This is a genomic window from Actinoplanes campanulatus (assembly GCF_014647795.1).
Classification (GTDB): Bacteria; Actinomycetota; Actinomycetes; order Mycobacteriales; family Micromonosporaceae; genus Actinoplanes; species Actinoplanes campanulatus.
On the sequence record NZ_BMPW01000014.1, the window covers coordinates 258,940 to 282,652 of the forward strand.

At 72.7% G+C, this 23,713-nt stretch carries 21 protein-coding genes; 8 read left to right on the forward strand and 13 right to left on the reverse strand.

The window, feature by feature from the left end:
* Positions 1 to 10: 10 nt before the first annotated feature.
* Both IEZ13_RS26760 and IEZ13_RS26765 read right to left on the reverse strand, forming a co-directional pair.
* Positions 11 to 493: an ester cyclase gene (locus IEZ13_RS26760; protein WP_183223927.1), complete on the reverse strand. Its 483-nt coding sequence runs from the start codon at positions 491 to 493 to the stop codon at positions 11 to 13.
* Positions 494 to 524: 31 nt separating this feature from the next.
* Positions 525 to 2,165 carry an MFS transporter gene (locus IEZ13_RS26765; protein WP_183223929.1) on the reverse strand — a complete coding sequence of 547 codons (1,641 nt, stop codon included), beginning with the start codon at positions 2,163 to 2,165 and terminating at the stop codon, positions 525 to 527.
* Positions 2,166 to 2,298: 133 nt separating this feature from the next.
* On the opposite strand from IEZ13_RS26765, the gene sigJ reads away from it, so the two are divergent.
* Positions 2,299 to 3,180 (forward strand): RNA polymerase sigma factor SigJ, encoded by an 882-nt coding sequence (gene sigJ, locus IEZ13_RS26770; RefSeq protein WP_183223931.1) that lies wholly within the window; start codon positions 2,299 to 2,301, stop codon positions 3,178 to 3,180.
* 693 nt (positions 3,181 to 3,873) lie between these two features.
* On the opposite strand, the gene IEZ13_RS26775 is transcribed toward sigJ, so the two are convergent.
* The 11 genes from IEZ13_RS26775 to IEZ13_RS26825 form a co-directional block, all read right to left on the reverse strand.
* Positions 3,874 to 6,120: an ATP-binding protein gene (locus IEZ13_RS26775; RefSeq protein ID WP_183223933.1), complete on the reverse strand. Its 2,247-nt coding sequence runs from the start codon at positions 6,118 to 6,120 to the stop codon at positions 3,874 to 3,876.
* Between the two features lie 246 nt (positions 6,121 to 6,366).
* Positions 6,367 to 7,032: a class I SAM-dependent methyltransferase gene (locus IEZ13_RS26780; RefSeq protein ID WP_183223935.1), complete on the reverse strand. Its 666-nt coding sequence runs from the start codon at positions 7,030 to 7,032 to the stop codon at positions 6,367 to 6,369.
* Positions 7,029 to 8,453, reverse strand: a complete 1,425-nt coding sequence (locus tag IEZ13_RS26785; protein ID WP_183223937.1) for an NAD(P)/FAD-dependent oxidoreductase — start codon at positions 8,451 to 8,453, stop codon at positions 7,029 to 7,031. The genes IEZ13_RS26780 and IEZ13_RS26785 overlap by 4 nt, the downstream gene beginning before the upstream one ends.
* The gene (locus IEZ13_RS26790) at positions 8,450 to 9,370 is read right to left on the reverse strand and encodes an alpha/beta hydrolase (protein ID WP_183223939.1); all 921 of its coding nucleotides are present in this window, start codon (positions 9,368 to 9,370) and stop codon (positions 8,450 to 8,452) included. The genes IEZ13_RS26785 and IEZ13_RS26790 overlap by 4 nt, the downstream gene beginning before the upstream one ends.
* 10 nt (positions 9,371 to 9,380) lie before the next feature.
* Positions 9,381 to 9,797 carry a DUF6917 domain-containing protein gene (locus IEZ13_RS26795; protein ID WP_183223941.1) on the reverse strand — a complete coding sequence of 139 codons (417 nt, stop codon included), beginning with the start codon at positions 9,795 to 9,797 and terminating at the stop codon, positions 9,381 to 9,383.
* On the reverse strand, positions 9,794 to 10,708 hold the full coding sequence (locus tag IEZ13_RS26800) for a Gfo/Idh/MocA family protein (protein WP_183223943.1): 915 nt from the start codon (positions 10,706 to 10,708) through the stop codon (positions 9,794 to 9,796). The genes IEZ13_RS26795 and IEZ13_RS26800 overlap by 4 nt, the downstream gene beginning before the upstream one ends.
* The gene (locus tag IEZ13_RS26805; protein WP_183223945.1) at positions 10,705 to 11,832 is read right to left on the reverse strand and encodes an Ldh family oxidoreductase; all 1,128 of its coding nucleotides are present in this window, start codon (positions 11,830 to 11,832) and stop codon (positions 10,705 to 10,707) included. The genes IEZ13_RS26800 and IEZ13_RS26805 overlap by 4 nt, the downstream gene beginning before the upstream one ends.
* Positions 11,833 to 11,838: 6 nt before the next feature.
* Positions 11,839 to 13,137 (reverse strand): M20 family metallopeptidase, encoded by a 1,299-nt coding sequence (locus IEZ13_RS26810; RefSeq protein WP_203833996.1) that lies wholly within the window; start codon positions 13,135 to 13,137, stop codon positions 11,839 to 11,841.
* Entirely contained in the window at positions 13,134 to 14,021 is an 888-nt protein-coding gene (locus IEZ13_RS26815; protein WP_183223947.1) for a sugar phosphate isomerase/epimerase family protein, read from the reverse strand. The genes IEZ13_RS26810 and IEZ13_RS26815 overlap by 4 nt, the downstream gene beginning before the upstream one ends.
* Positions 14,014 to 15,048 (reverse strand): Gfo/Idh/MocA family oxidoreductase, encoded by a 1,035-nt coding sequence (locus tag IEZ13_RS26820; protein WP_183223949.1) that lies wholly within the window; start codon positions 15,046 to 15,048, stop codon positions 14,014 to 14,016. Before IEZ13_RS26820 ends, IEZ13_RS26815 begins: the two co-directional genes overlap by 8 nt.
* Positions 15,049 to 15,064: 16 nt before the next feature.
* Positions 15,065 to 16,120, reverse strand: a complete 1,056-nt coding sequence (locus IEZ13_RS26825) for a polyprenyl synthetase family protein (protein ID WP_183223951.1) — start codon at positions 16,118 to 16,120, stop codon at positions 15,065 to 15,067.
* A gap of 487 nt (positions 16,121 to 16,607) precedes the next feature.
* On the opposite strand from IEZ13_RS26825, the gene IEZ13_RS26830 reads away from it, so the two are divergent.
* The 7 genes from IEZ13_RS26830 to IEZ13_RS26860 all read left to right on the forward strand — a co-directional run.
* Positions 16,608 to 17,786, forward strand: coding sequence for a DegT/DnrJ/EryC1/StrS family aminotransferase (locus tag IEZ13_RS26830; RefSeq protein WP_229795068.1), 1,179 nt, complete (start codon positions 16,608 to 16,610; stop codon positions 17,784 to 17,786).
* Positions 17,783 to 18,898 (forward strand): DegT/DnrJ/EryC1/StrS family aminotransferase, encoded by a 1,116-nt coding sequence (locus IEZ13_RS26835; RefSeq protein WP_203833995.1) that lies wholly within the window; start codon positions 17,783 to 17,785, stop codon positions 18,896 to 18,898. The genes IEZ13_RS26830 and IEZ13_RS26835 overlap by 4 nt, the downstream gene beginning before the upstream one ends.
* 33 nt (positions 18,899 to 18,931) lie before the next feature.
* Positions 18,932 to 19,762, forward strand: coding sequence for a class I SAM-dependent methyltransferase (locus IEZ13_RS26840; protein ID WP_183223953.1), 831 nt, complete (start codon positions 18,932 to 18,934; stop codon positions 19,760 to 19,762).
* Positions 19,759 to 20,706, forward strand: coding sequence for a UbiA family prenyltransferase (locus IEZ13_RS26845; RefSeq protein ID WP_183223955.1), 948 nt, complete (start codon positions 19,759 to 19,761; stop codon positions 20,704 to 20,706). Before IEZ13_RS26840 ends, IEZ13_RS26845 begins: the two co-directional genes overlap by 4 nt.
* 40 nt (positions 20,707 to 20,746) lie before the next feature.
* Complete coding sequence (locus IEZ13_RS26850) at positions 20,747 to 22,063, forward strand: nucleotide sugar dehydrogenase (RefSeq protein ID WP_203833994.1); 1,317 nt, start codon at positions 20,747 to 20,749, stop codon at positions 22,061 to 22,063.
* A complete protein-coding gene (locus IEZ13_RS26855; RefSeq protein WP_183223957.1) occupies positions 22,047 to 23,276 on the forward strand; it encodes a benzoate/H(+) symporter BenE family transporter in 1,230 nt (409 codons plus the stop codon). Before IEZ13_RS26850 ends, IEZ13_RS26855 begins: the two co-directional genes overlap by 17 nt.
* Positions 23,273 to 23,713, forward strand: a 441-nt coding sequence (locus IEZ13_RS26860; RefSeq protein WP_306421545.1) for an S-adenosylmethionine synthetase N-terminal domain-containing protein, incomplete at its 3' end; no start/stop codon positions are given. The genes IEZ13_RS26855 and IEZ13_RS26860, both read left to right, overlap by 4 nt.

Below are 23,713 nucleotides of genomic sequence, written 5' to 3' on the forward strand. Positions count from 1 at the left end.
CTTCTCGGTGTCAGCCGACCTCGACCGGCGTCGCCTGGACGGTCACGATCGCCGGAGCCGGATCCTGTTCGTCCTGCGGCAGGGGCATCTGCCAGTCGGTCAGCTGCTGGCGGGTCAGGCCGAGGGTGTTGTGGCCCACCCACTGCTCGACGATCCGGCCGTCACGCAGCCGGAAGGTGTGGATCTCGCTCTCCACGCCCTCGGCTCCGGTGGGCGGGAAGGTCATGAACGGCCCGGTGTTGTGCCACCGGATGCTCATCCGGAGCGTGACCCTGGTGCCGTCGGCGTTGCTGAACTCGTCGTGCAGCGAGGCCGTGAGCCCCGGGTGCGCCCGGTGGAACGCCGCGAGGAAGCCCTTGATGAAGGCGGCGCCGGTGTCACCGCGGCGGAACGGGGTGTAGAAGACGACGTCGTCGGCGTACATCTCGGTCAGGGTGTCGTAGTCCGCGGAGGCCACCGCGGTGAGGTAGCGGACGCCGAAGCTGTCGGTCATGGTTGTGCCTTTCGGGTCGAAGTGGAACGGATCAGCGAACCTGCTGGACAGCGGTCGCCGGCTCGGTGGCGTCCTCGGTCCCCGGCCGCTCGGGGGCGGCCGGAACCGCGTCGCGGTTGGACAGCAGCAGGCAGAGGAGGGCGGCGACCACCAGGGTCGCGATGGGCAGCAGCAGCGTGGGGCGCAGCGCCTCGGTGAAGCTCCGCCCGAACACCTCGGCGGCCAGCGCGCTGACCTGCGCCCGCTGGGCCTCCGGGATGCCGAGGCGGGCCAGCGCGGCCAGCGGCGAGAAGGAGGCGCTGCCGTCGGCGATGCTGCGCATGGCGGCCACGAACCCGTCGCGCACACCCGGCGGCACCTCGCCGGCCCGGTCGGACGCCGCCACGACGATCCGGCTCGACAGCTGGGCCTGCAACAGCGCGCCGACGGCGGCGCCGCCGAGCACGGACCCGAACTGGCGGGCGAGGCTGATCACCCCGGACGCCGCGCCGGCCATCTGCACCGTGACGCCCCGCATGGCCAGCGTGTTCATCGGCGCGAAGACGGCGCCCATGCCGACGCCCGCGACGAGCAGACCCGGCATCAGGGACAGGCGGGACGAGTCGGCCTCGGCGGTGGCCGCGAGGATCCCGAAGCCGGTCGCGAACAGGACCAGGCCTCCGAAGAGGATGAACTTGCCGCCGACCCGGTCGGCGAGCTTGCCCGCGAACGGGGCGATCAGCAACTGGACGATCGACGGCGGGGCCAGCACCAGCCCGGCCTGCAGCGGCGACAGGTCCAGCACCGACTGGAGGTAGAGGGTCAGCGGCAGCAGGAGCGCGGCCACCGAGAACAGGACGGCGGTCGTCACGAAGGCCATCACCGAGAAGTCGCGGCCGGCGAAGAGGCCCAGCGGCAGCAGCGGGTTGCGGTCACGGCGCCACCACTGGTCGGCGACGAAGAGGGCGAGCAGCAGCAGACCCGCGCCCAGCAGCAGCGGGATGGAGAAGACCGCGTTGATCCGGCCCCAGTCGTAGCGCTCACCCTCGATCAGCGCGTAGATCACCGCGGTCAGGCCCGCGGTGGAGAGCAGCGCGCCCAGCGGGTCGATCGAGCGGCCGATCCGGGGTGTGGCCGGGATCACGAGCACCGCGAGGGCGAGCACCGCGAGACCGATCGGCACGTTGACGTAGAAGATCCAGCGCCAGGACGCGTTGTCGACCAGCACACCGCCCACGATCGGGCCGGCCACCGGGGCCAGGCCGGCGACACCGCTCCACACCCCGAAGGCGGTGCCCCGCTTCTCGCGCGGGAAGACCATCGTGATCAGCGCCAGCGTCTGCGGCAGCAACAGCATGCCGCCGACACCCTGCAACGCGCGGGCGCCGATCAGCTGCTCGGAGGTCTGCGCCAGGCCGCACAGCAGCGAGGCGACGGTGAAGACCAGGACACCGGTGATCAGCATCGAACGCCGGCCGAGCACGTCACCCAGCCGGCTGCCGACCAGCAGCAGCGCCGCGAACACCAGGGTGTAGGCGTTGACGATCCACAGAATCTCGTCGAACGAGGCGCCCAGATCGGCGGTCAGGCTGGGAATCGCGATGTTCACGATGGTGGTGTCCAGCAGGACCATGAAGAAGCCGAGGCACAGGGTGACGAGCACGGCCCACGGATTTCCTTGCAACTTCCTCACTATCACGTCTCCTCGGATTTTCGGTTCCGCGTCGGTGCGTTCGGCCCATACGACGCGGGGTTCCCGTCGTCTGTGACATGGCGTGCGAAGTAAGGTGAGAAACGAGATCGGCAGCCACGGCAGGAGGCCGCACGTGTCCGGACAGACCGTGTCCACCGACGATTTCCAGCGCCATCGCGGGCTGCTCTTCCAGCTGACGTACCGGATGACCGGCAGCACCGCCGACGCCGAGGACGTGGTCCAGGAGACGTGGCTGCGCTGGCACCGGGTGGAGCCCGGGACGGTTCGTGACCCGCGCGCCTTCCTGGTGCGCACGGCCACCCGGCTGGCGATCGACCACCTCCGCCGCGAGCGGGTGCGCCGGGAGGCGTACATCGGACCCTGGCTGCCCGAGCCGCTGCCGAGTGCGCCGGGCGCCGACGAGCCGGTGGCGCGGACCGAGTCCGTCTCGATGGCCATGCTGGTGCTGCTGGAGTCGCTGTCGCCGTTGGAGCGTGCGGTCTTCGTGCTGCACGACGTCTTCGAGTTCGGTTACCCCGAGGTTGCCGAGGCCGTCGGCCGTGCCGAGCCCGCGGTGCGCCAGCTCGCCGCCCGGGCCCGCGCGCACGTCCGGGAACGCCGCCCGCGGTACAACGCCGATCCCGCGCTCCGGCGGGCCGTCACGGACCGGTTCCTGAAGGTCTGCCTGGGCGGCGACCTGAGCGGGCTGATGGACGTGCTCGCCCCCGACGTCGCGCTGTGGGCCGACGCGAACGGCTCCAACGAGATGCCGCGCGAGGTGCTGCACGGCTGGGACGCCGTGCTCGCGTTCTTCCGCGACTCGATCAAGCTGTTCCCGCCGGACATCGCGGCGCACCCGGCCGACCTCAACGGAGGGCCCGCCGGGCTGCTCGCCACCGCCGACGGGATCGCCGCGGCGGTCCTGCTCGACCTCGACGAGCAGGGCCGGGTGGCCGTGGTCCGGCTGGTCCGCAACCCGGAGAAGCTCACCCGGCTCGGCTCGGTCCCCGGCTAGGTCACGGTCCGCGTCTCGCTCCTCTGTGGTACGCGTGTCTCCGCTCCGTCTTATCAGGACGGTCTCGTCCGGTCGGCGCGATCTCGCTGCCGACTCCGGCCTGTGCCGCGCCCGCCGGGCTGAGTCCCTGCCGCTCCGCTGCGCGAAGCGGCCCTAATCGGGAGGAAGTAGGTCTACTTTCGAGTTAGATCGGTGCCCGGGCGGGTTGCCACTTGTGCCCCCTGCTTTCGGTCACGCTGGGCGGGTGCGCACGGCGGCAGTATCGTGGCCGCCTACGTGGCCTACCGCCACGACGGCCGCCCATGTGGCGGCTTCCGTGTGCCTTCACCTCCCGAGGCCCGACCGGTCACGGTGAGTGACTTTCGATGGGATTCCCATGGCGCGACGGGCATCGAGCGCCACCACCCACCTGGCGCGACCGGCGTGACGGCCCGGAGCCGCACCCCGATGCCTGGCAAGCACCACCACAACCACCCGCCCGGCGCGAGCGGCAGCACATGCGAAAGGGTCCAACCGATCTACGCCCGGCGGGCGCGGCACAGGCGGGGGCCGGCAGTAGGATCGCGCCGGGCGGACGGAACGGCCCCGACAAGGCGGGACGACGACACGCGTACAGGAAATGAAGCTGGAAGCGAAACGCGGACCTCGACCACGAGAGATCTCCAGCCGCCCGGCACATCCCCACGATCGGGGTCAGCCGGCATCGGCGCGCCCGGCGACCTCGGCGTAGCCGGTGGACTCGGCGCCCCGCTGCTGCGAGATCCACTGAGCCACGTGCACCCGCGACGGCAGGTCGAGCTTGCGCATGATCTGCCGGACGTGGTTGATCACCGTCCACTCCGACAGCTCCAACCGCTTGGCCACCTGCCGGTTCGTCATGCCCTGCCCGACCAGCATCGCGACCTGGAACTGGCGGGCGGTCAGGGTGCGGGCGCGGCTGCCGTCGAGGACCTCGACCGGCTCGGCGCCGGGCGCGGACAGCAGGTCCAGGGTCGCGGCGGCGGCGCTGGACCGGCCGCCGATGCGCCACGCGGTCTCGAAGGCCAGGGCGCCGAGCCGGGTACGGACGTCGTCCACCGCGGTCCGCAACGCCGCCGACTCGTGGGGCAGCAGCCTGATGCCGGCACGTTCGCGCACCGCGTCGGCGGTGCCGAGCACCCGGGCGACCCGGGTCTCCTGCCCGGCCACACAGGAGAGCAGCAGCAGCGCGGCGTGGGTCAGCCCGCGGCCGAGTTCGCCCTCGGCGCCGACCTCGTACAGCATGCGCAGGCTCCGGCGGTGCAGCTGGTCGGCACGTTCGACGGCGCCCTCGGCGTCGGCGATGACGGCGGCCTGCCGCAGGGCCAGGGCCTCCCCGTAGGTGTCGTCGAGACGCCGGTACGCCGCGAGCGCGGTCTCCGCGTGTTCCGCGGCGGCGACCAGGTCACCGTTGCGGATCAGGACGTCGGCGAGGCTCAGGCGGACCGCCGCGGCCGCCGCGGGCCGGGACTCGTCGAGGGCCGGCAGGATCCTGGCGGCCGGGTCGCGGCCGGTGCCGGAGCCGGCGAGCAGGCGTGCCGTGCGGCCGCGGGCCCGCGCCTGGAGCGCGTCCGCGGGGTCGCCGACCGCCTCGGCCAGCACGTCCACCGCCCGCTCGTGCCGATCGGCGGCGGCGTCCGGGTCGCCGAGGGCCGTGGCCAGCTGGCCCGCCGCGTCCCGGACCCGGGCGGCGAGCGGCGGGTCGGTCTCGGCGCACTGCTCGGCGGCGGCGTCCAGCAGCCGCAGTCCCTCCGCCGCGCGGGTGTCGATCAGGAAGTACCGGTGGAGGTTCAGGCAGTGCGCGGCCACCTCCCGGTGCAGGCCGCCGGCGCTCAGGTGGGTCAGGGCCGCGAGCAGGTCGTCGTGGACGGTGCGCAGCCGGTTCAGGGCGGTGGCCTGGGTGGCCCCGTCGAGGGCCGGGCCGGTCCGGGCGGCGAGCGCGGCGAAGTAGCGGGCGTGGCGGTCCCGGGCGGCCTCCAACCGGCCGGGGACCCGGGTGAGCCGGTCCCGGCAGTGCGCCGCCATGGTCCGCAGCATCCGGAACCGCGGCTCGTCGCCGGTGTGCTCGGCGGCCGTGATCAGGCTCCGGTCGGCGAGGGCCTCGACCGTGTGCTCGGCCGCCTCGGGGGTGAGCTCGCACAGCTCCTCGACGGTTCGCAGGTCGAAGCCGTCGAGGCAGAGGCTGAGGCGGTCCAGGGCCTCCCGCAACGGCGGTTCGAGCGCGTCCAGGCTCCACTCGATGGTTGCCGTCAGGGATCGCTGACGGGGATGTGCGGCCACATGCCCCCCGGTGAGCACACCGTTGCCGGCGCGCACCCGGGTCAGCATCGTGGCCAGGGAGAACAGCCGCAGGCGCCCCGCGCACAGCTCGATGGCCAGCGGCAGTCCGTCGAGCCGGGCGCAGAGTCGCGCGACCACGGCGGCGTTGTCCGCGGTGAGGGAGAAGGCGGGGTCGACGGTCCGGGCACGCTGCACGAAGAGCGCCACCGAGGAATACTCCTCGAGCTCCAGCGGGTCGGCCCGGGCGCCCTGGCGCGGCGTGGGCAGCGGGTCCACCCGGAACAGGCGCTCGCCGTACACCCCCAGGGCTTCCCGGCTGGTGGCCAGCACCCGCAGCCGGGGCGCCGCGGTGAGAAGGTGATGCAGCTCGGTGGCGAGGCCGGCGGCCCGCTCACAGCCGTCGAGCACCAGCAGCAGTTCGTGCCCGTCGCCGGCGCCCGGCGGGAAGACCCGCTCGGCGAGGGCGGCGAGCGCCGCACGGCCGTCGGTCACCCCGGCCAGATCGGCGATGACGACGTCGACCGGGTGCTCGGCGGCGGCGAGCTCGGTGGCGGCCAGGGCCAGGCGGGTCTTGCCGACCCCACCCGGCCCGGTCAGGTTCAGGATGCGGAGGTCCGGGGAGAGCAGGTGCCCGGTGAGCATCGCGAGTTCCTCCGTGCGGCCGACGAGCGGCAGCAGCGACCCGACCGGAAGGAATCCTGAGGAGCGATCGATCGTTTCAGTAACCCCCGGTAAATGGTCACGCGACACCTCATAGCCCCCGTACATCTGATGAAGATCACCAATTGGCAAGCGAGCCTTTACATCGGCTCTCGTCGTTCCATTAGATAGTTCCCCCACCTTCCGGGCGCAGATCGCGAGGCGTGATTGACGTTACATAAACGTCGATCAAACTGTTGATCTATCGCCCGCGACACCGACGGCGACGTACACCCAGCCGAAGTAGCGCTCCAGCATGCGCATGGTCTCCGCATGGCGCGCCACCTCCTCGAAGGGCTTGCGCCGCACCATCTCCAGCGTCCCGCCGAACGGCGCCACCATCGGCCCGATCGCCGGCACCGCGAAATTCGGCCACCAGCGCGGTAGCTTGTAGTCCAGCGCCACGAACCGGCCGCCGGGCGCCAGCGCATCGAACCCGTGCTGGATCACCGTGCCGAATTCCCTGATCAGGGTCAGCGAGAAACACGCGATGATGCCGGCGGTGTCCTTCGGGAAGACGAACCTGGTCAGGTCCGCCTCCTGCAGCGTGACGTTGGTCAGCCCGTGCTGGCGCACCCGGTCGTCGGCCCGGGCCAGCATGGCGTCGGTGAGATCGACACCGATGACCCGCCCGGTGGGACCCACCGCCTTCGACAGCAGCGGCAGATTGTGGCCGGTGCCGCAGCCCGCGTCCACCACGGTGTCGCCCGGTTTCAGATCGAGCTGCTGCACGGCCAGATGCTTGTAGGCCATCGTGCGCTGACCGACCACGTACAGACGGTTCGACACGATGTCGTACTTCCCCGCCAGATTGCGGTAGACATCCACCATGCGGCGGTTCTCGTCGACGGTCATGACCGCTCCCCCTCGAAGATCAGGCCCCGGTCGGCCGGGGGTGTGACGGTGTCGATGACGGTCCGGCGGGGGCCACGGAGCACCGCGGCCACGATGCCCGGCCGGAAGACCACGGTGGGCGGCGCGACCAGGTGCGTCATGTCGAACAGCGCGGTGGCCGCACGCTGGTCGTCGGTGACCACCCGGAGCAGGCGCCGCATGTACCGGCCGGCGAGCCGGTCCGGCAGCGGCTGCCTGCCCTCGCGCGCCCAGGGGTAGCCCGAGTCGGCCGCCGCCGACAGCGCCCAGGCCGCGTTCACCTCGGCCGCGATCGGTTTGCGCAGGCGGGCCGCGAGCCCGGCCGGCAGGCGGCCGCCGTTGCGTTCCCGGGCCGCGGCCATCGCCCGGCCGACCGCCACCGCGGTCCGGGCGGCCACCGAGATGCCCTGGCCGTACGAGGGGTTGAAGGAGCCGAAGGCGTCACCGGCCACGATGAACCGGTCCGGCCAGCGGGACAGCTTCTCGTAGTGCCGGCGGCGGTTCTCGGTACGGCCGGACCCGTACACCGGCGACACCGGGGTCGCGGTGCGCAGCGCCTCGTAGAGCACCGGGGTACGCAGTCCCCGCGCGAATTCCACGAAACCGTCGTGATCGTGTGGCGGACGTTCACCGTTCATCCCGGTCACCGACACCATCCAGCGGCCGCCCTCGATCGGGTTGAGGATGCCCTGGCGCGGTTCCCGTTCGGTGGACTGGATCAGGATGCACTTCCAGTCGCGCCGGTGATCCGGCCCGGGCTCGAACACGCACGTCGCATAGGAGGTCCGGGGGTCCACCACGGACTCCTCCGGCGCGTCGTACCCGAGGGCCCGCAGCCAGTTCGCCGCCTGTGACGTGCGGCCCGTCGCGTCCACCACCAGGTCGGCCCGCAGGTCGCTCTCCTCGGTGCCGCCGCCGGCCGTCCGGGTGCGGACCCGGACCCCGGCGACGCCACCGTCGTCCGCGGCGAGCAGACCGGTCGCCTCGGTGGCCTCCAGCCAGTCGACGTTCGGGATCTCGCGCAGCCGGAACCGCACGTGATGGTCCAGCAGGTCCCGCGTTCCGGTCAGCACCACGTGCGGGCCGTCGAACCGGTTCACCCAGCCGCCGGCCACCAGCAGCAGCATGTCGCGGGGCATCCGCACCGGCACCATGCCGGCCGTGCGCAACTGGCCGGTGAGGCCGGGGAAGAGCTCGTCGAGCGCCCGCTGCCCGGCGGCGAGCAGGTTGTGGGTGTGCCGCGCCTGCGGCACGCCGCGCCGCCAGGCGGGCCGGTCCGGCAGGGTGTCGCGTTCGATCAGCGTCACCCGTTCCACGTGGTCGGCCATGACCCGGGCCATGACCAGGCCGGTGAGGCTGGCGCCGAGCACGATCGCGTGACCGCCGGCGGCCGGGGCGGTCACCGGAGGATCCCGTCGATCCAGGCGCCGGCTGCGGTGAACCACTGCGCGGCGTTCGCGTGCACGTTCAGCGCATGACCGGCGGCGGGGAGCACGAACACCTCCAGCCGGGCCGCGGGCGCGTAGAGCGGCCGCTCGTGCGCGAGGACCGTTGCGGCGTCACCGCCGCCGAAGATCCGGTCCTCGGCTCCCACCACCAGCAGGACCGGGACCTCCACGCCGGCCGGCACCGCCGGGTCGTAGATCCGCTGGAGGGTGCCGCCCTCGCCGAGGGTGACCGTCGACTTCGTCTCCTCGTGCCACTTGCTCAGCTCGGGCGTCACCGCGCCGGGGTGCTCGTAGAAGTCGGCCCGCCTACCGGGCTGGGTGGTGAGGTACCCCGAAGGCAGGGCGCCCGCCTCGAACGCCGGGTCCAGCGCCGCCGGGTAGAGCCCGCCGGCGACCTCGTCGTGGAGCGGGCCGAGACGGTGCTGGAGCCCGGTGACCACCACGCCGTCGACGTCGCGGTGCTCGGCCGCCTCCAGCAGCGCCAGACCGGAGCCGAGTGAGTGCCCGACCGCGATCACCCGGCGGAACGTGGGCAGGCCGGCGTGACCGGCCCGCAGCGCGGTGATCACCTGGTGCAGCGCCGCGAGGTTGCCGTCCACGGTGACCTCGGTGGCCGGCGGACGGCCGCTGCGCCCGGTGCCGATCCGGTCCAGGGCCAGCACGGCGTGACCGGCCCGGACCTGGTGTGCCACGTAGTCGTTCTCACCGGGCAGCGTCCAGTACCGGCTGTCGTAGGTCAGGCCGGAGATCAGGACCTGGACGGAGTCGGGGGCCGGGCCCTCGGGCAGGAAGAGCTCGGCGTGCACCGGGTAGCGGACCGGATCGCCGTCGTGCAGCGCGACGTCGAACGTGATCGCACGGTTGGCTGACATGCTGTTCTCCTTAAGGGAAACGCCGGGCCGGGCGGAACTGGATCTCGATCTCCGGCTTCAGGCCCAGGTCGGGTCCGGTGACCGGCACCGGGGTGTGGATCAGCACGTTGTAGTGGTTCGGGAAGTGGCAGCCGTCGAAGCCGAGCACCGTGCCCACCACCTCGCCGCCGATCACCACCTCGTCGCCGCGGTCCAGCACGCCGGCGTTGCCGACCTCGGCGAACCCGAGGAAGCCGACCCGGTCGATCCGGGCGCCGGCGGCGGTCTCGGTGTGGTCGGTGGTGACGAGTTCGTGCACCTCGCCGGCCCGCACGCAACGGCTCGCGAACGGCTCCAGGCTCATGCCGCGGTCGTCACGCCGGTGGACCAGCGTCTTGACGACCACCGCGTGGACCGGGCGCTTCGGCCCGTCCTCGGCCGGATTCATCGCGCCTCCCGGGCGTACGTCCGCTCGACCAGCCGGAGCGCGGCGAGACCGTCCTCGGCACGGTGCGACGACGGCCCGCCCCGCACCGCCGCCGCGAAGTCGGTGAGCACCGCGACGTACTCGTGCCACAGCGAGCTCTTGAACTCGGAGTGGCCGGCCAGCATGTCGGCGTACGCGGTGGTCCCGTCGGCCAGCCGTACCGTGACGTCCTTGATCTCACCGGGATAGGCCCAGTCCAGCTCCACCCGGGCCGGAACCCCGCCGGTGGACCGCAGCTCCACGACGGCCTGCTGGTCGACGCCCGCGCCGTCCCGGGTCACCCGGACGTCCTCGACGGAGACCTCACCGAGGAAGAGCCGCACCAGGTCGTACGCGTTCGGCCCGTTGTCGGCGACGCAGCCGCCACCGCACCGGCCCGGATCCAGGTACCAGCTGTCCGTGCCGGCGTGCTCCTCGATCTTCTCCAGGTACCGCACGGTCAGGCCGGCGATCGGCACCCCGGCCGGCAACCCGTCGCGCAGTCGCAGGACGTTGTCGTTGTACCGGCGGTGGAAGGCGGTGAACAGGGTCAGCCCACGGGCGCGGGCCAGATCGGACAGCTCGCGGCCGCCGGCGACGTCGAGGGCCAGCGGCTTCTCCACGCAGACCGGCAGGCCCGCGTTCAGCACGTCCCGGCAGATCTCCAGGTGCACGTCGTTCGGGGCGTTGACCACGACGGCGTCGATCCCGCCGGCCGCCAGCATCGCCCGGTGATCGATGTAGCGCCGCGCCCGCCCGGCGAACGGGTCGAGCACCTCCGGGCGCAGGTCGCACACCGCTTCGAGGCGGATGCCGGGCACCCCGGCGAACGCCTCGACGTAGAACCGGGAGATCACGCCGAGGCCGATCACCCCCACCCGCAGCTCGCTCATCGCTTCACCGCCGGGAACGCGACACCGGTCTGTGCGGCGACCGCGCGCAGTTCGGCCGCGAGGGCCGCGCTGAGCGGAACACCGTCTCGCTGGTACTCGCCGGCCCGCTCCGCCTCGTACCAGCCGGGATAGCGGACCGCCTGGCCGGGCCGCGCCGCCGGGCTGTCGAGCAGCGCGCCGAACAGCGCGGTGACGGTCTGCCGGAAGCCGTCCGCGCCGCGCAGTTCGCCGGGCGCGACGGCCAGGGCGAAGACGCCGATGTCGTCGTCCCGGCCGGTGGGGCCGCCGTCACCGCCGAACGCCTCCGGATCGGGGCCCAGTCCGGCTCCGGCGACCGCGGCCGCCAGCACCTCCACCAGCAGCGCCAGCCCGTACCCCTTGAAGGCGCCGGTCTCCGGCGAGCCGCCGAGCCACTGCACGTAGGCCTCCCGGCGGTCCAGCGCGCCCGGGTCGGTGACCGGCCGGCCGTCGGTGTCCTCCAGCCAGCCCACCGGGATCGTCTCGCCGGCGCGCTCGGCCGCCCGGATCCGCCCGGTCGGCACCACCGTCGTGCTCATGTCCAGCACGAAGGGGTGGTGCGGTCCGGCCGGCGCGGCGATGCTCAGCGGGTTGGTGCCGAGCAGCGCGGGCCGGGCGCCCGGGGGCCGGGCGATCCGCTGCCGGCCGCAGTTGCCGGCCAGCAGGCCGACCATGTCGTGCGGGACGGCGCGGGCCGCGTGGAAGCCCGCGCAGCCGAAGTGGGTGGCGTTGCGGATCGACACCAGGCCGACACCGTGCTCGCCGGCCCGCTCGACGGCGAGGTCCACCGCCTCGGCGGCCAGCCACAGGCCCAGCGCCCGGCCGCCGTCGAGCAGCACGCTGGCGCCGCGGTCGGCGAGCACCCGCGGTTCCGCCACCGGATCGGCCCGCCCCTCGGCGAACAGGGGCAGATAGAGGCGGGTCAGATTGGCCAGCCCGTGGGATCGCACGCCGGTCAGGTCGCCGTGGCACAGCGCCTCGGCCGCCGTCCTCGCCCGCGCGGCCGGCACGCCGTGATGCTCGAAGACGCCGGTGGTGAAGGTGATCAGGTCCGGGTAGGCGACCGAGACGTCTCCGGTCACCGCCACGGTGCTTGCTGAGGTCATCGATGGTCAACTTTCGGTTCGGCTGAACTGGACCAGGACACGGCCGATCGCGGCGGCGTACCGCTCGAGATCGGCCACGTCGACGTACTCCCCCGCCGCGTGTGCCCGGTTGGCGGCGAGATCGCCGGGCCCGAACACGGCGGTGTGCGCGCCGGGCACCCCCTGCATCCAGATGGCGTCGCAGGTGAAGCCCGGCTCGTCCGCCGGCCAGCGCGGCAGGCCGGCGTGCTCCTCCAGGAGCGCCCGGGCGACCGGGTCGGCGGAGGGGGTCAGCGCGGGCAGGTCGCGCTTGAGCCATTCCAGGTGGGTCACCGCGGCGGCGTCGGTCGCGGTCCGGGCGAATCCCGGCCGGCCGGCGAAGACGGTACGGAAGGCGGCGAGCCCCTCGGCCACGGCCTGTTCGGTCGCGGCCGCCAGCGCCCGGCCCGACTCTGGGGTGCCGTACGACAGGTTGAGCAGCAGGCGGCCCGAGCCGTACACCCGGTTGTGGGCGTCGCCGGTGTGCATCCCGGCCACGCAGACCTGCCCGCCCGCGGTCTCGCCGGACAGCGCCACGGCCAGGTGCTGGGCCAGGTAGCCGAGGAGCACTGTCGCGTTGTGCCCGGCGCCGGGCCGGTCGTCGATGGCGTCCTCCCCGTCAACGGACAGGCAGGCGGTCATCGACGCGGTGCAGTGGTCCAGCAGCCGGCCGCCGGTCGGTTCGCAGAACAGGTTGATCCGGCCGGTGAAGCCGGCGCGCACCAGGGGCCGGGTGCCGAAGACCCCCATCGCTCCGCCCTCCTCACCGGCCACCGCCTGGATCAGCACGGTGACCCGGTCGGTGAGCCGCGGCTCGGTCTCCAGGGCGGCGCGGACGCCGGCGAGCAGGGCCACCGCCGGGCCCTTGGCGTCCACCGCGCCGCGGCCGTGGATCCGGTCCGCCTCCTCCCGGACCGGCTCCGCCCCGGCGACCGTGTCGAGGTGCACGTTGAACATCACGGTGCGGGCGGCGGGCCGCGGCGGGCCGAGCCGGAGCACCAGGCTCGGCTGGCAGGCGAGGAACCCCGGGTCGGCCGCCGCCCGCCGGACCGACGCCGGCACCCCGGTCCCGGTCAGGTCGGCAGCGGTGGGCGCCTCGTGCCGGGCCACCACGAAACCCAGGTCCGCCGCCGCGGCCGCGTAGGCACGCTGGGCCTGCCACAGACCGTCCGATAGGACCCCGGTCTCCAGCGGGCTGACGGTGTCCACGGCGAGCAGGCGCAGCAGGAGGTCACGGTCCGCGCGCCGCAGCTCCACCCGCCCGGCCGGGATCTGCGGGGCGCTCACGTGCGGACCCGTAGTCGCGGGTCGGCGGTGCGCAGCAGCTCTTCGAGCCGCCGGCCGTACGCCACGAAGGCGTCCTTCCCGGCGGCCCCCGCGTCGGTCACGCCGGCGTGCGGCTGGACGTTGAGGTGCGGTTCGATGGAGCAGACCCCGGTCCAGTTCCGGTCGGCGAGCAGGCGCAGGCAGTCGGCGACCCGGCAGTCGCCGTCACCGGGACCGGTCCAGACCGGGACGCCGGCCCGGTCGACGCCGTCCTTGACGTGCACGTGCGCCACCGCGTCGACCACCTGGGTGAGGAAGTCGTAGCCCTGGTAGCCGTACGCCAGGCCGTTGCCGATGTCGAAGACGAGCCGTAGCGCGGGGCTCTGCACCGCGTCCAGCAACCGCAGCGTCCGCTCGGCGCTCTCCCCCGCCCAGCCGGCGCAGTTCTCGTGCAGCAGGACCAGTCCCTCGTCGGCCGCCTGGGCGGCGAGCAACCGGATCCGGCGGACCACCTCGGCGCCCCACTGGGCGGCGGTCAGCCCGTCGTTGGGGTAGGACATGATGCGCACGTACCGAGTGCCCAGCGCCCGGCAGCGCGGCGCGAGGGTGGCCAGCTCGGCGACGTCGGCGCCCAGGTTGCCGCTGATCGGCCGGCCCCAGTTCGCGATCCGCGAGTCCACACAGGTCACCCGCAGGCCGGCCGCGACGATCGCGTCCCGGGCCTGCTCGAAGGCGCCGTCGCCGAGGTCGGCGAGAGCGTGGCCGTCGACGTTGCGCAGCTCGATCGCCGACCAGCCGAGCCGGGTGTGCGCCTCGATCTGCCCGGCCAGGTCGGGGGCCGCCTCGTCGCCGATGCCGCCCAGGGTGATGCCCGAGGGCGCCACGGTCAGCCGCCGCTCAGCCATGACTGGTCCCGGCGAGCGTCGGCGGCCGCGTCGCCTGCTCGGCCGCCGTGATCCGGGCCTTCGCCGCGCTGATAAGGCGTACCACGTCCATGTTGAGCAGCAGGTCGAGCTCGTGGTCGGTCTCGTCCCGGAACGCCGTGTACGCGCGCAGCATGAACTCGGTCAGCGAGTCGTCGACGAACATCTGGCGTGCGCCGGGATGGGCCAGCCCGGAGGTCCGCAGATGCGCGTAGTGGTCGGTCTCGCTGCTCGGGTAGAACCCGACGGCCTGCCCTCCGGTGAAGGTCAGGGTGATCCGCCGCTCGCGGATCGGCGAGGTGAGGTCGGTGAAGATGTGCGTACGCGTGCCGGTGGCGTGTGCCAGGGTCAGCCGGCCGGTGCCCATCCGCGGGACCACCCGGTCGCCGGCGCGCATGTCGGTCCAGCCGGCGTCGACCAGCCGGGCCGGGCCGGCCAGGCGCAGCGCCACACCGGTAGAGTGCGGCACCTCGACGTCGAGCGCGGTCGGGTGGCCGTCGCCGCGCAGCGTACGCCCGAGGCGCGGCTTGGTCTGGAGGATGTCGATGCGGCTGAGCGTGCCGAGCGTGCCGTCCGTGATCAGCCGGCGCAGGCCGGCGGTGAGGGTGCTGGCCAGCCACGGCGCCACCACCACGATGTGCAGGCCGAGGCGGCGCCGCAGGTCGAGGATCTGCTCGGCGGACGCCTCGTCGGTGGCCACCGGCTTCTCCACCAGGAAACGCCGGTAGCCCATCGCGGCCAGCTCGCGCAGGACGCGGACCCGTACCTCGGGTGGGGTGCAGAGATGCACCACGGTCTGGTCCGGCGGCGTCACGGCGGGGGCGGCGGCCAGGTCGGCGAGCGGCCGCAGATCCGGGGCGGAAGCCGGTGCGGGCGCATACGGATCGTGGACCGCGATCGGCGCGCCCGCGAACAGCCCGGCGTGCCGGCCCGCGCGCAACCGGCGCAGGACGGGCAGGTGCAGACCATGGCCGGATCGCCCGAAGCCGATGATCAAGACACGGAACATGACGGTCTCCCCCTCGTCACCGGTCGCGGTAGGCGACGTGATTCGCCGTCAGCCGCAGTGCCGGATCCCAGCCGGGCGACAGGTCGATCCCGTCGAGGGCGGTTCCGGCCTCGGCCACCAGCTCGTCGATGTGCTTCTCCACCTGCTCGCGCACCCCGAGCCGGTCGAGCTCGCCGATCAGCGTCGCGGCGCCGGTCCCGGCAACGGTCTCGGCGCCGTCGAGCAGGTCGCCGATCCGGTCGTTCTGGGCGGCCGCGAGGGCCAGGAGCAGGGTCATCTTGTGCCCGGCGACGTCGAGACGGGACGGCTTGCCCGAGGCGGCGGAGTCGCCGTACGTGTCGATCAGGTCGTCGCGGAGCTGGAACGCCTCGCCGAGCGCGTCGCCGAAGCGGGTGAACGGCTCGATCAGATCGGGCCGGCCGGCCAGGACGGCGCCGAGGGCGAGTGGCCGCTGGATGCTGTACCGGCCGGACTTGGCGATGGCGATCCAGCGGGCCAGCGGGGCGTCGAACCGGCGTCCGGCCGCCGCGCGCAGGTCGAGGAACTGTCCGACGAGGACCTCCTCGCGCAGCTCGAACCAGATCCGGCGGGCGTCGGCGGGCAGGCCGGCCGTCAGCCGGTCGGCGTAGCCGTGCACCAGGTCGCCGGCGAGGATCGCCACCGCCTCGCCGTAGCGGCGGGACTCACCGGCCCACCCGGCGGCGCGGTGCAGATCGGCGTGGTGCTCGTGAGCGGTCGGCCGGCCACGGCGCAGCGCCGAGTCGTCGAAGACGTCGTCGTGCAGCAGCAGGAAGGCGTGCAGCAGCTCGATCCCCGCGGCCGCGTCGACGACCGGCCCGGACGCCGCCTCGGCGCCGCCCGCGGCGAGGTAGCCGCTGATCACGAAGGACGGCCGGAGCCGCTTGCCGCCGGAGCCGACGAGCGTCTCGATCGCCTCGACCGGGACGGCCGCCAGGTCGTGCACCGCGGACCACCGGGCGCGCTCGCCGGCCAGCAGTTCGCCGATGCGTTCGTCGGCACGGGCGAGCAGGCGATCCCGGGCCGCTGCCGCGGCCCGGGCGGCCGCCGGCAAGCCGGTTTCCTGATCTGCGGACATAAATGAAGCCCCCGATCCACCACTGCTGAACTGAAATTGAACGCGCGGAATCCGGTCGGCTGCCGATAACCGAGTAACGCCTGAAAGGAGGCCGGATGCCGCCGGAAGAGGCCCGGCAGCGCGTCGGCTAATACGCTCGGGGACCACCGCGCACCTTGTCAAGGACATTCCGGCGTTGCCAAATAGACCGATATAACGGGCAAAGAGCACCAGTAATGCCCGATAAATCCGGTGTAATCCCTCCCCGGCAGGACCTCGGCAAGGCATGGCTGGTTCTTGTTACGGCTGCCGATAGGCATTGCCAGAAGCTGTCAGTTGTCGCTGGAGATAGCCGTGACCTACGCTTCGTCGAGGTTGCCCACGATCGACCGTGATTGACGTCGGCGAATCTTTCGAAACATTCTCCGGGTTGTCTACGGCCTGTAAAGAGACTCCCTCATTCACCGAATCTGAGGAGCTGCGCGTGAAGCCAGCAACGGCGCCACCCGTCGACGTCCCGTTCTTCACCCAGGCGAAGAGCTTCGACGCCAGATGGCCGGAGATCGCCCGGCACCTCCACGACGTCTTCGACCGCGGCAAGTTCTCGCACGGCCGCAAGGTCGAGGAACTGGAGCAGGCGATCGCCGGCTACACCGGCGCCCGGTTCGCGGTGGCCGTCAACAACGGCACGGACGCCCTGACCCTGCTGCTGCGCGCCGCCGGGATCGGCCCGGACGACGAGGTCGTGGTGCCCGCCTTCACCTTCGTGGCGTCGGCCAGCTCGGTGGCGCTGGCCCGGGCCCGCCCCACCTTCGCCGACATCGACCCGGACACCTACGGCATCGATCCCGCCTCCGCCGAGGCGGCGATCACGCCCCGGACCGCCGGGATCATGCCGGTCCACCTGTTCACGCAGATGTGCGACATGGAGGGTGTGCTCCAGCTCGCCGCCCGGCACGGGATCACGGTGCTGGAGGACAGCGCCGAGGCGATCGGCATGCGCTGGGACGGGCGGCACGCCGGGCTGCTCGGCGCGGGTGGCGTGCTTTCGTTCTTCCCGACCAAGACGCTGGGCGCCATCGGCGACGCCGGGATGATCATCACGGACGACCCGGGGATCGCCGACCGGGCCGGCACGCTGCGCCACCACGGGCGGATCGGCCGGACCATCGACCACATCGCGGGGATCTCCAACCTCTCCGGCGCCTCCGGCACCAACAGCAAGATGGACGATCTGCAAGCCGCGGTCCTGCTCGCCAAACTGCCGCACCTGGACGGCGACATCGCGACCCGCGCCCGGCTCGCCGAGGCCTACACCGCGCGGCTCACCGGCGTGCCGGGGGTACGCAGGACACCGCGCGTGGTGACCCGGCCGGTGCCCACCGACTCGGTCTTCTACGTCTACCTGATCGAGGTGGACCGCCGTGACGACCTGGTCGCGCACCTCACGGGCCGGGGCATCGGCACCGAGGTCTACTACCCGATCCCGCTGCACGCCCAACCGCTCTTCGCCGGTCAGGGCTATCGCCCGGGTCAGTTCCCGCACGCCGAGGCGGCCTGCCGGCACGCGGTCGGCCTGCCGTTCTACCCCGACCTGAGCATCGACGACGTGGACCGGGTGTGTGACGCCGTCCGCGAGTTCTACACCGGGAGCGCCGCGTGAATCTGCCCTTCTTCCCGCCCGACCTGTTCGAGACCGACCGCGACGCGATGCTCGCCCTGGTGCACGAGGTCGGCACGACACCGGACCAGAGATTCATCCTCGGCGAGCGCACCGCCCGGCTGGAGGCCGCGCTGGCCGAGATGACCGGCGCCCGGCACGTCATCGCCTGCGGCAGCGGAACCGGCGGGCTGGAGCTGAGCGTGCGGGCGCTCGGCCTCGGCCCCGGCGACGAGGTCATCGTGCCGGCCTTCTGCTGCCAGCCGGTCGCCAGCGCGGTGGCCAACGTGGGGGCGGTGCCGGTGTTCGCCGACATCGACCCCTGGACGCTGGTCATGGACCCGGTCGAGACCGAGAAGCTGATCACGCCACGGACCCGGGCGCTGCTGCCCGCCCACGTCTTCTCGATCATGGCCGACATGCCCGCGTTCCGGGACATCGCGGCGCGTCACTCGCTGGCGCTCATCGAGGACGCCGCGGTCGCCCAGGGCGCGGTGCTCGGCGGCCACCCGGCCGGCCGCTGGGGTGACCTGGGGGTGTTCTCCTTCTTCCAGGTCAAGGCGTTCGGCACACCGGGTGAGGGCGGCATGGTGCTCACCGACGACGACGAGCTGGCGCGGGCCTGCCGGATGATCCGCAACCACGGCCAGGACGGCGTGACCCGCTTCCTGCACCACCGGCTCGGCGTCAACAGCCGCTTCGACGAGGTGCTCGCCGCGGTCCAGCTGCACCGGCTGCCCGGCTTCGCCGACCGGCTGGAACGCCGGGCGCGGATCGCCGACTACTACACCGCGCGCTTCGCCGGGCTCGCCGACCGCGGGGTGCAGGCGCCGCCGCCCGGCCGCGACGGCCGCTGCTACTACGTCTACTCCCTGCTCGTGGACCGTCGTGACGAGATGCGGGCCTGGCTGACCGAGAAGGGCATCGGGTCGCACGTCTACTACCCGATCCCCCTGCCGGAGCAGCAGGCCTTCGCGAACTTCGCCACCCCGGACCGGGCCTGGCCGAACGCCCGCCGGGCCGGCCGGGCCAACGTGGCCATCCCGATCTGGCCGCACCTCACCGACGCCGACGTCGAGTACATCGCCGACACCGTCTGCGCGTTCGTCTCCTGAGAACCGCCGCCCGTGACGACTGGAGCCACCGACATGAATCTGCTCGAATCCGCCACCGACGACATCTCCTCCGGCTACGTCTTCGATCCCGGCTGGGACCGCGAGACCGAACGGCTGCGCACCAACGAGGCCCTCTGGGACCCCGGAACGGTCGCGCGCTTCGACCAGATCGGTGTCGCTCCCGGCTGGTCCTGCCTGGAAGTGGGCGCCGGGTACGGCTCCGCGGCCCAGTGGCTGGCCGACCGGGTCGGTCCCGGCGGCCGGGTGGTCGCCACCGATCTGGAGGTCGAGCGGCTGGGCTGGCTGAGCGGCCACCAGGTCGAGGTGTGGTGCCACGACCTGCGCTCCGACGACCTGCCGGCCGACGCGTTCGACCTGATCCACTCCCGGATGCTGATCCAGCACCTGCCGGACCGGGAGGCGGCCATCGCCCGGCTGGTCCGGGCCCTGCGCCCGGGCGGCACCCTCTTCCTGGAGGACACCGACTCGCTGCCGCTGTTCCGCAGCTTCCGCTCGACCGATTTCCTCCAGGACGTCCGGGAGGCCGGGTACGGGCTGATGGCCCAGGCCGGGCACGAGCCCCGCGGCGGCCACTTCGACCTCCAGGCGGCACGCGCGCTCGGACTGAACGCCCAGGCCGACGGACGTGTGGTGATGGTGCGCGGCGGCTCCCCGCAGGCCCGCCACTACATGCTGTGGCTCGACTACATGCGCCCGAGGATCCTGGCGGCCGGCCTGCTCACCGCCGAGCGGATCGACGAGGCGCTGGCCGAGATGGCCGACCCGGAGAACTACTGGCTCAGCCAGATCCTGATCTCCACGATCGCCCGCCGGCCCTCCGGCTCGCCGGGAGCCGGCCGATGACCGTGCTGCCCGTCACGCCACCGCTCGGCGACCGGCTGCGGGCGTACGCGAAACTGGCGAAACTCTCCTTCTACGACTACTACCTCTGTGTCTTCGTCGTCTGGACGCTGCTCACCGCCCCGGCGCGGACCGATCCGGGCACGTTCGCCGTGCTGCTGCTCTTCGATCTGGGCTGGGTCGGCGTGGTCGCGGCGACGGTCACCCTCGACGACGTGACCGGCTACCGCGACGGCAGCGACGACCGCAACTACGCGCCCGGGGCGGCACTGCGCGACCGGGCCCGCAAGCCGCTGCTGAGCGGGGCGCTGACCGTCAGGCAGGCGGTGCGGTTCGGCTACGCGGCGGCGCTGTGGGGGGTGCTCTGCTGGACCGCGGCGATCCTGATCGCCCCGTACCAGCCGGTGGGGGCCATCGTGGCGGCCGCGTTCTCGGTGTTCATCAGCGTGCAGTACTCGTACGGCCTGCGGCTGAGCTACCGCGGCGGCCAGGAGCTGGTGATCCTGCTCAGCACGGCGCTCTGCGTCCTCATCCCGTACTGGCTGCTGGCCGGCTCGGTCAGCGGGCTGGCGCTGCTGGAGTCGTTCCTGTTCGGCCTCTGGAGCCTGCTCGTCTCGGTCTACTCGAACGTCAACGACGTCGAGGGCGACCGCGCGGCCGGCCGGCGCAACCTCGCCACCCGGGTGTCCCCGGACACCTACCGGGTGCTGATCGGCCTGCTGACCCTGCTCGAACCGGTGGCGATCGGCATCGCCGTCGCCACCGGGGCGGCGCCGTGGTGGTTCGCCGTGGCCTGGCTGCCGGTGCTGCTGATCCGGCTCCGGCAGGTGGGCTTCGGCCTGTTGCGCGCGCAGCCCCTCGCCGCCCGGAAGCTGGGCATCACCGCGCACCGGACCGGGGTGGCCGTCCTGGTCGTGGCGAACCTGCTCATCTTCCACGTCCGCTGAGCACCGTACGCAATCGAACGCACGCACAAGGAGAGCAGCGATGGTGACGCGCATCGAAGCCGGCCCGGCGCCGGCCACCGACGTCCACGACAGCGGCTTGCGGGTCGTCATCGTGGGCCAGGGTTACGTCGGGCTGCCACTGGCCGTCCGGGCCGCCGAGGTCGGGCACACCGTGATCGGGTACGACGTGGACGAGCGCCGGATCAAGCGGCTGGCGGCCGGCGAGTCGTACGTCGAGGACATCCCCGCCGAGCGGCTCGCCGCCGTGCTGGGCAGCGGCCGGTTCCAGCCCACGCTCGTCGAGGCCGACCTGGCCGGGTTCGACGTCGCGGTGATCACCGTGCCGACGCCGCTGCGCGACGGGGCGCCCGACCTGTCGTACATCGAGGACGCGTCCCGGACCCTCGGGCGGCATCTGCGGCCCGGGGCCCTGGTGATCCTGGAGTCCACCACCTATCCGGGCACCACCGAGGAGATCGTGGCGCCGCTGCTGACGGCGGCGTCCGGGTTGCGGCTCGACGACTTCCATCTCGGCTACAGCCCCGAGCGGATCGACCCGGGCAACCGGGAATGGCGCCTGGAGAACACTCCCAAGCTGGTCTCCGGACTCGGTGAGGCGGCACTGCGGCGGGCCGAGCAGTTCTACGGCAGCGTCGTCGAGCGCACCGTCCCGGTCAGCTCGCCGAAGGTGGCCGAACTGTCCAAACTCATCGAGAACACCTTCCGGCACGTCAACATCGGCTTCGTCAACGAGGTCGCGATGTGCGCCGAGGAGCTCGGCATCGACGTCTGGGAGGCGATCGACGCCGCCTCCAGCAAGCCGTTCGGGTTCATGCGGTTCACGCCCGGTCCCGGGGTCGGCGGCCACTGCCTGCCGATCGATCCGCACTACCTGTCCTGGCGGGTGCAGCGCAAGCTGGGCAAACGGTTCCTCTTCGTGGAGCTCGCCAACGACGTCAACGAGCACATGCCCAACTACGTGGTCAACCGCCTGTTGCAGGGGCTCAACCGGCAGCGGCAGGCGATCAACGGCTCGCGGGTGCTGCTGCTCGGGCTGGCCTACAAGAAGAACACCAGTGACGTACGGGAGTCGCCCGCCGTGCGGGTCGCCGAGTTGCTCGCCGCACGGGGCGCCGACGTCCGGGCCGCGGAGCCGCACGCCGTCGAGGCGCCCCCGCCGGGCGCCGGGGTCACCCGGGTCGAACTGACCCGCCAGGAGGTGGAGGCGGCCGACGTCGCGGTCATCCTGACCGACCACGACGACTTCGACTACGACATGGTCGTACGCCACGCGCGGTACGTCTTCGACTGCCGGAACCGGGCGCCGGCCGGGCACGCCAATGTCGAACTCCTCTGAGCCGTCCCTGCTGCGCGACTTCTCGTTCCCGGCCGTGGTGGCCGGTCTCGTGGCCGCCCTGGTCTCCTACGCGGGCCCGCTCGTGGTCGTCATCCAGGCGGCCCGGGCGGCTCAGCTGAGCGACGAGCGGCTCGCGTCGTGGATCTGGGCGATCTCGATCGGCAGCGGGCTGGTCGGCATCGTGCTCTCCCTGCGGTACCGGATGCCGATCCTGGCGGCCTGGTCCACCCCGGGCGCCGCGCTGCTGGTCACCGGGCTCGCCGAGTACCGGTACGCCGAGGCGGTCGGCGCCTACCTGGTCGCCGGGGTGCTCACCGTCCTCGCCGGCCTGAGCGGGGTGCTGACCCGGCTGATGGCGCGCATCCCGGTGACGATCGCCGCCGCGATGCTGGCCGGCATCCTGCTGCGCTACGGCCTCGGCGCCTTCGGAGCCCTCTCCGGGGCGCCGCTGCTGGCGAGCGTCATGATCCTGACGTACGTGGTGGCACGTCGCCTGCTCCCCCGGTACGCCCTGGCCCTCACCCTCGCGACCGGGGTGCTCACCTCGGCGGTCACCACCGGCCTGCACCTCGGCGGCGTCCGGTTGAACCCGGCCGTCCCGCTCTGGACGACGCCGCAGTTCAGCGCCGCCGCGCTGGTGGGTCTGGCACTGCCGCTCTTCGTGGTCACCATGACCTCGCAGAACGCGCCGGGCTTCGCGGTGCTGAACGCCGCCGGCTACCACCCACCGGCCGGCCGGGTGGTGCTGGCGACCGGCGTCGCGTCGGTGGCGCTCGCGCCGTTCGGCAGCCCCGGCATCAACGTCGCGGCGATCACCGCGGCGATCTGCGCGGGCCCCGACGCCCATCCGGATCCGCGCCGGCGGTACGTCGCCGGCCTGTCGACCGGCTTCTGGTACCTGCTGGTCGGCTCGGTGGGCATGGCGCTCGCCCAGGTCTTCCTGGCCCTGCCGTCGCAACTGGTGGCGCTGATGGCCGGGATCGCGCTGCTCGGCCCGCTGCTGAACGGCCTGGCCGGGGCGTTCGCCGAGCCGCGGGACAGGGAGAGCGCACTGATCACCTTCCTGGTGAGCGGCTCGGGCATCACCGTGCTCGGTCTCGCCGCCCCGTTCTGGGGCCTGGTCCTCGGGATCCTGGCCCACCTGATCCTGACCCGGCGGCGCGTGCCCGGTCAGACCCCACATCTCATCCCGGACAGCTGGAGAAGACGATGAACCTTCGCTTGTTCACCTCCGAGTCGGTCACGGAAGGCCACCCGGACAAGATCGCTGACCAGATCAGCGACGGGATTCTCGACGCCCTGCTCGCGCAGGATCCGCGTAGCCGTGTCGCGGTGGAGACCCTGATCACCACCGGCCAGGTGCACGTGGCGGGTGAGGTCACCACGCAGGCCTACGCCGACATCCCCAAGATCGTGCGCGACACCGTCCTGAACATCGGCTACGACTCGTCGAAGAAGGGTTTCGACGGCGCCTCCTGCGGCGTGAGCGTGTCGCTGGGCGCGCAGTCGCCGGACATCGCCCTCGGTGTCGACGGGGACGACCTGGACTCGCAGGGCGCCGGCGACCAGGGCATGATGTTCGGTTTCGCCTGCTCGGAGACGCCCGAGCTGATGCCGCTGCCGATCGCGCTGGCGCACCGTCTGGCCCGG

Excerpts from the sequence above, each read along its gene's own strand:
- IEZ13_RS26795 (WP_183223941.1), bottom strand. The coding sequence starts at position 9,797 with ATGAATCCGGCCGAGGACGGGCCGAAGCGCCCGGTCCACGCGGTGGTC.
- IEZ13_RS26780 (WP_183223935.1), bottom strand. The coding sequence starts at position 7,032 with ATGACCGTCGACGAGAACCGCCGCATGGTGGATGTCTACCGCAATCTG.
- IEZ13_RS26790 (WP_183223939.1), bottom strand. The coding sequence starts at position 9,370 with ATGTCAGCCAACCGTGCGATCACGTTCGACGTCGCGCTGCACGACGGC.
- IEZ13_RS26775 (WP_183223933.1), bottom strand. The coding sequence starts at position 6,120 with ATGCTCACCGGGCACCTGCTCTCCCCGGACCTCCGCATCCTGAACCTG.
- IEZ13_RS26805 (WP_183223945.1), bottom strand. The coding sequence starts at position 11,832 with ATGACCTCAGCAAGCACCGTGGCGGTGACCGGAGACGTCTCGGTCGCC.
- IEZ13_RS26815 (WP_183223947.1), bottom strand. The coding sequence starts at position 14,021 with ATGGCTGAGCGGCGGCTGACCGTGGCGCCCTCGGGCATCACCCTGGGC.
- IEZ13_RS26820 (WP_183223949.1), bottom strand. The coding sequence starts at position 15,048 with ATGTTCCGTGTCTTGATCATCGGCTTCGGGCGATCCGGCCATGGTCTG.
- IEZ13_RS26850 (WP_203833994.1), top strand. The coding sequence starts at position 20,747 with ATGGTGACGCGCATCGAAGCCGGCCCGGCGCCGGCCACCGACGTCCAC.
- IEZ13_RS26845 (WP_183223955.1), top strand. The coding sequence starts at position 19,759 with ATGACCGTGCTGCCCGTCACGCCACCGCTCGGCGACCGGCTGCGGGCG.
- IEZ13_RS26855 (WP_183223957.1), top strand. The coding sequence starts at position 22,047 with ATGTCGAACTCCTCTGAGCCGTCCCTGCTGCGCGACTTCTCGTTCCCG.
- IEZ13_RS26760 (WP_183223927.1), bottom strand. The coding sequence starts at position 493 with ATGACCGACAGCTTCGGCGTCCGCTACCTCACCGCGGTGGCCTCCGCG.
- IEZ13_RS26800 (WP_183223943.1), bottom strand. The coding sequence starts at position 10,708 with ATGAGCGAGCTGCGGGTGGGGGTGATCGGCCTCGGCGTGATCTCCCGG.
- IEZ13_RS26840 (WP_183223953.1), top strand. The coding sequence starts at position 18,932 with ATGAATCTGCTCGAATCCGCCACCGACGACATCTCCTCCGGCTACGTC.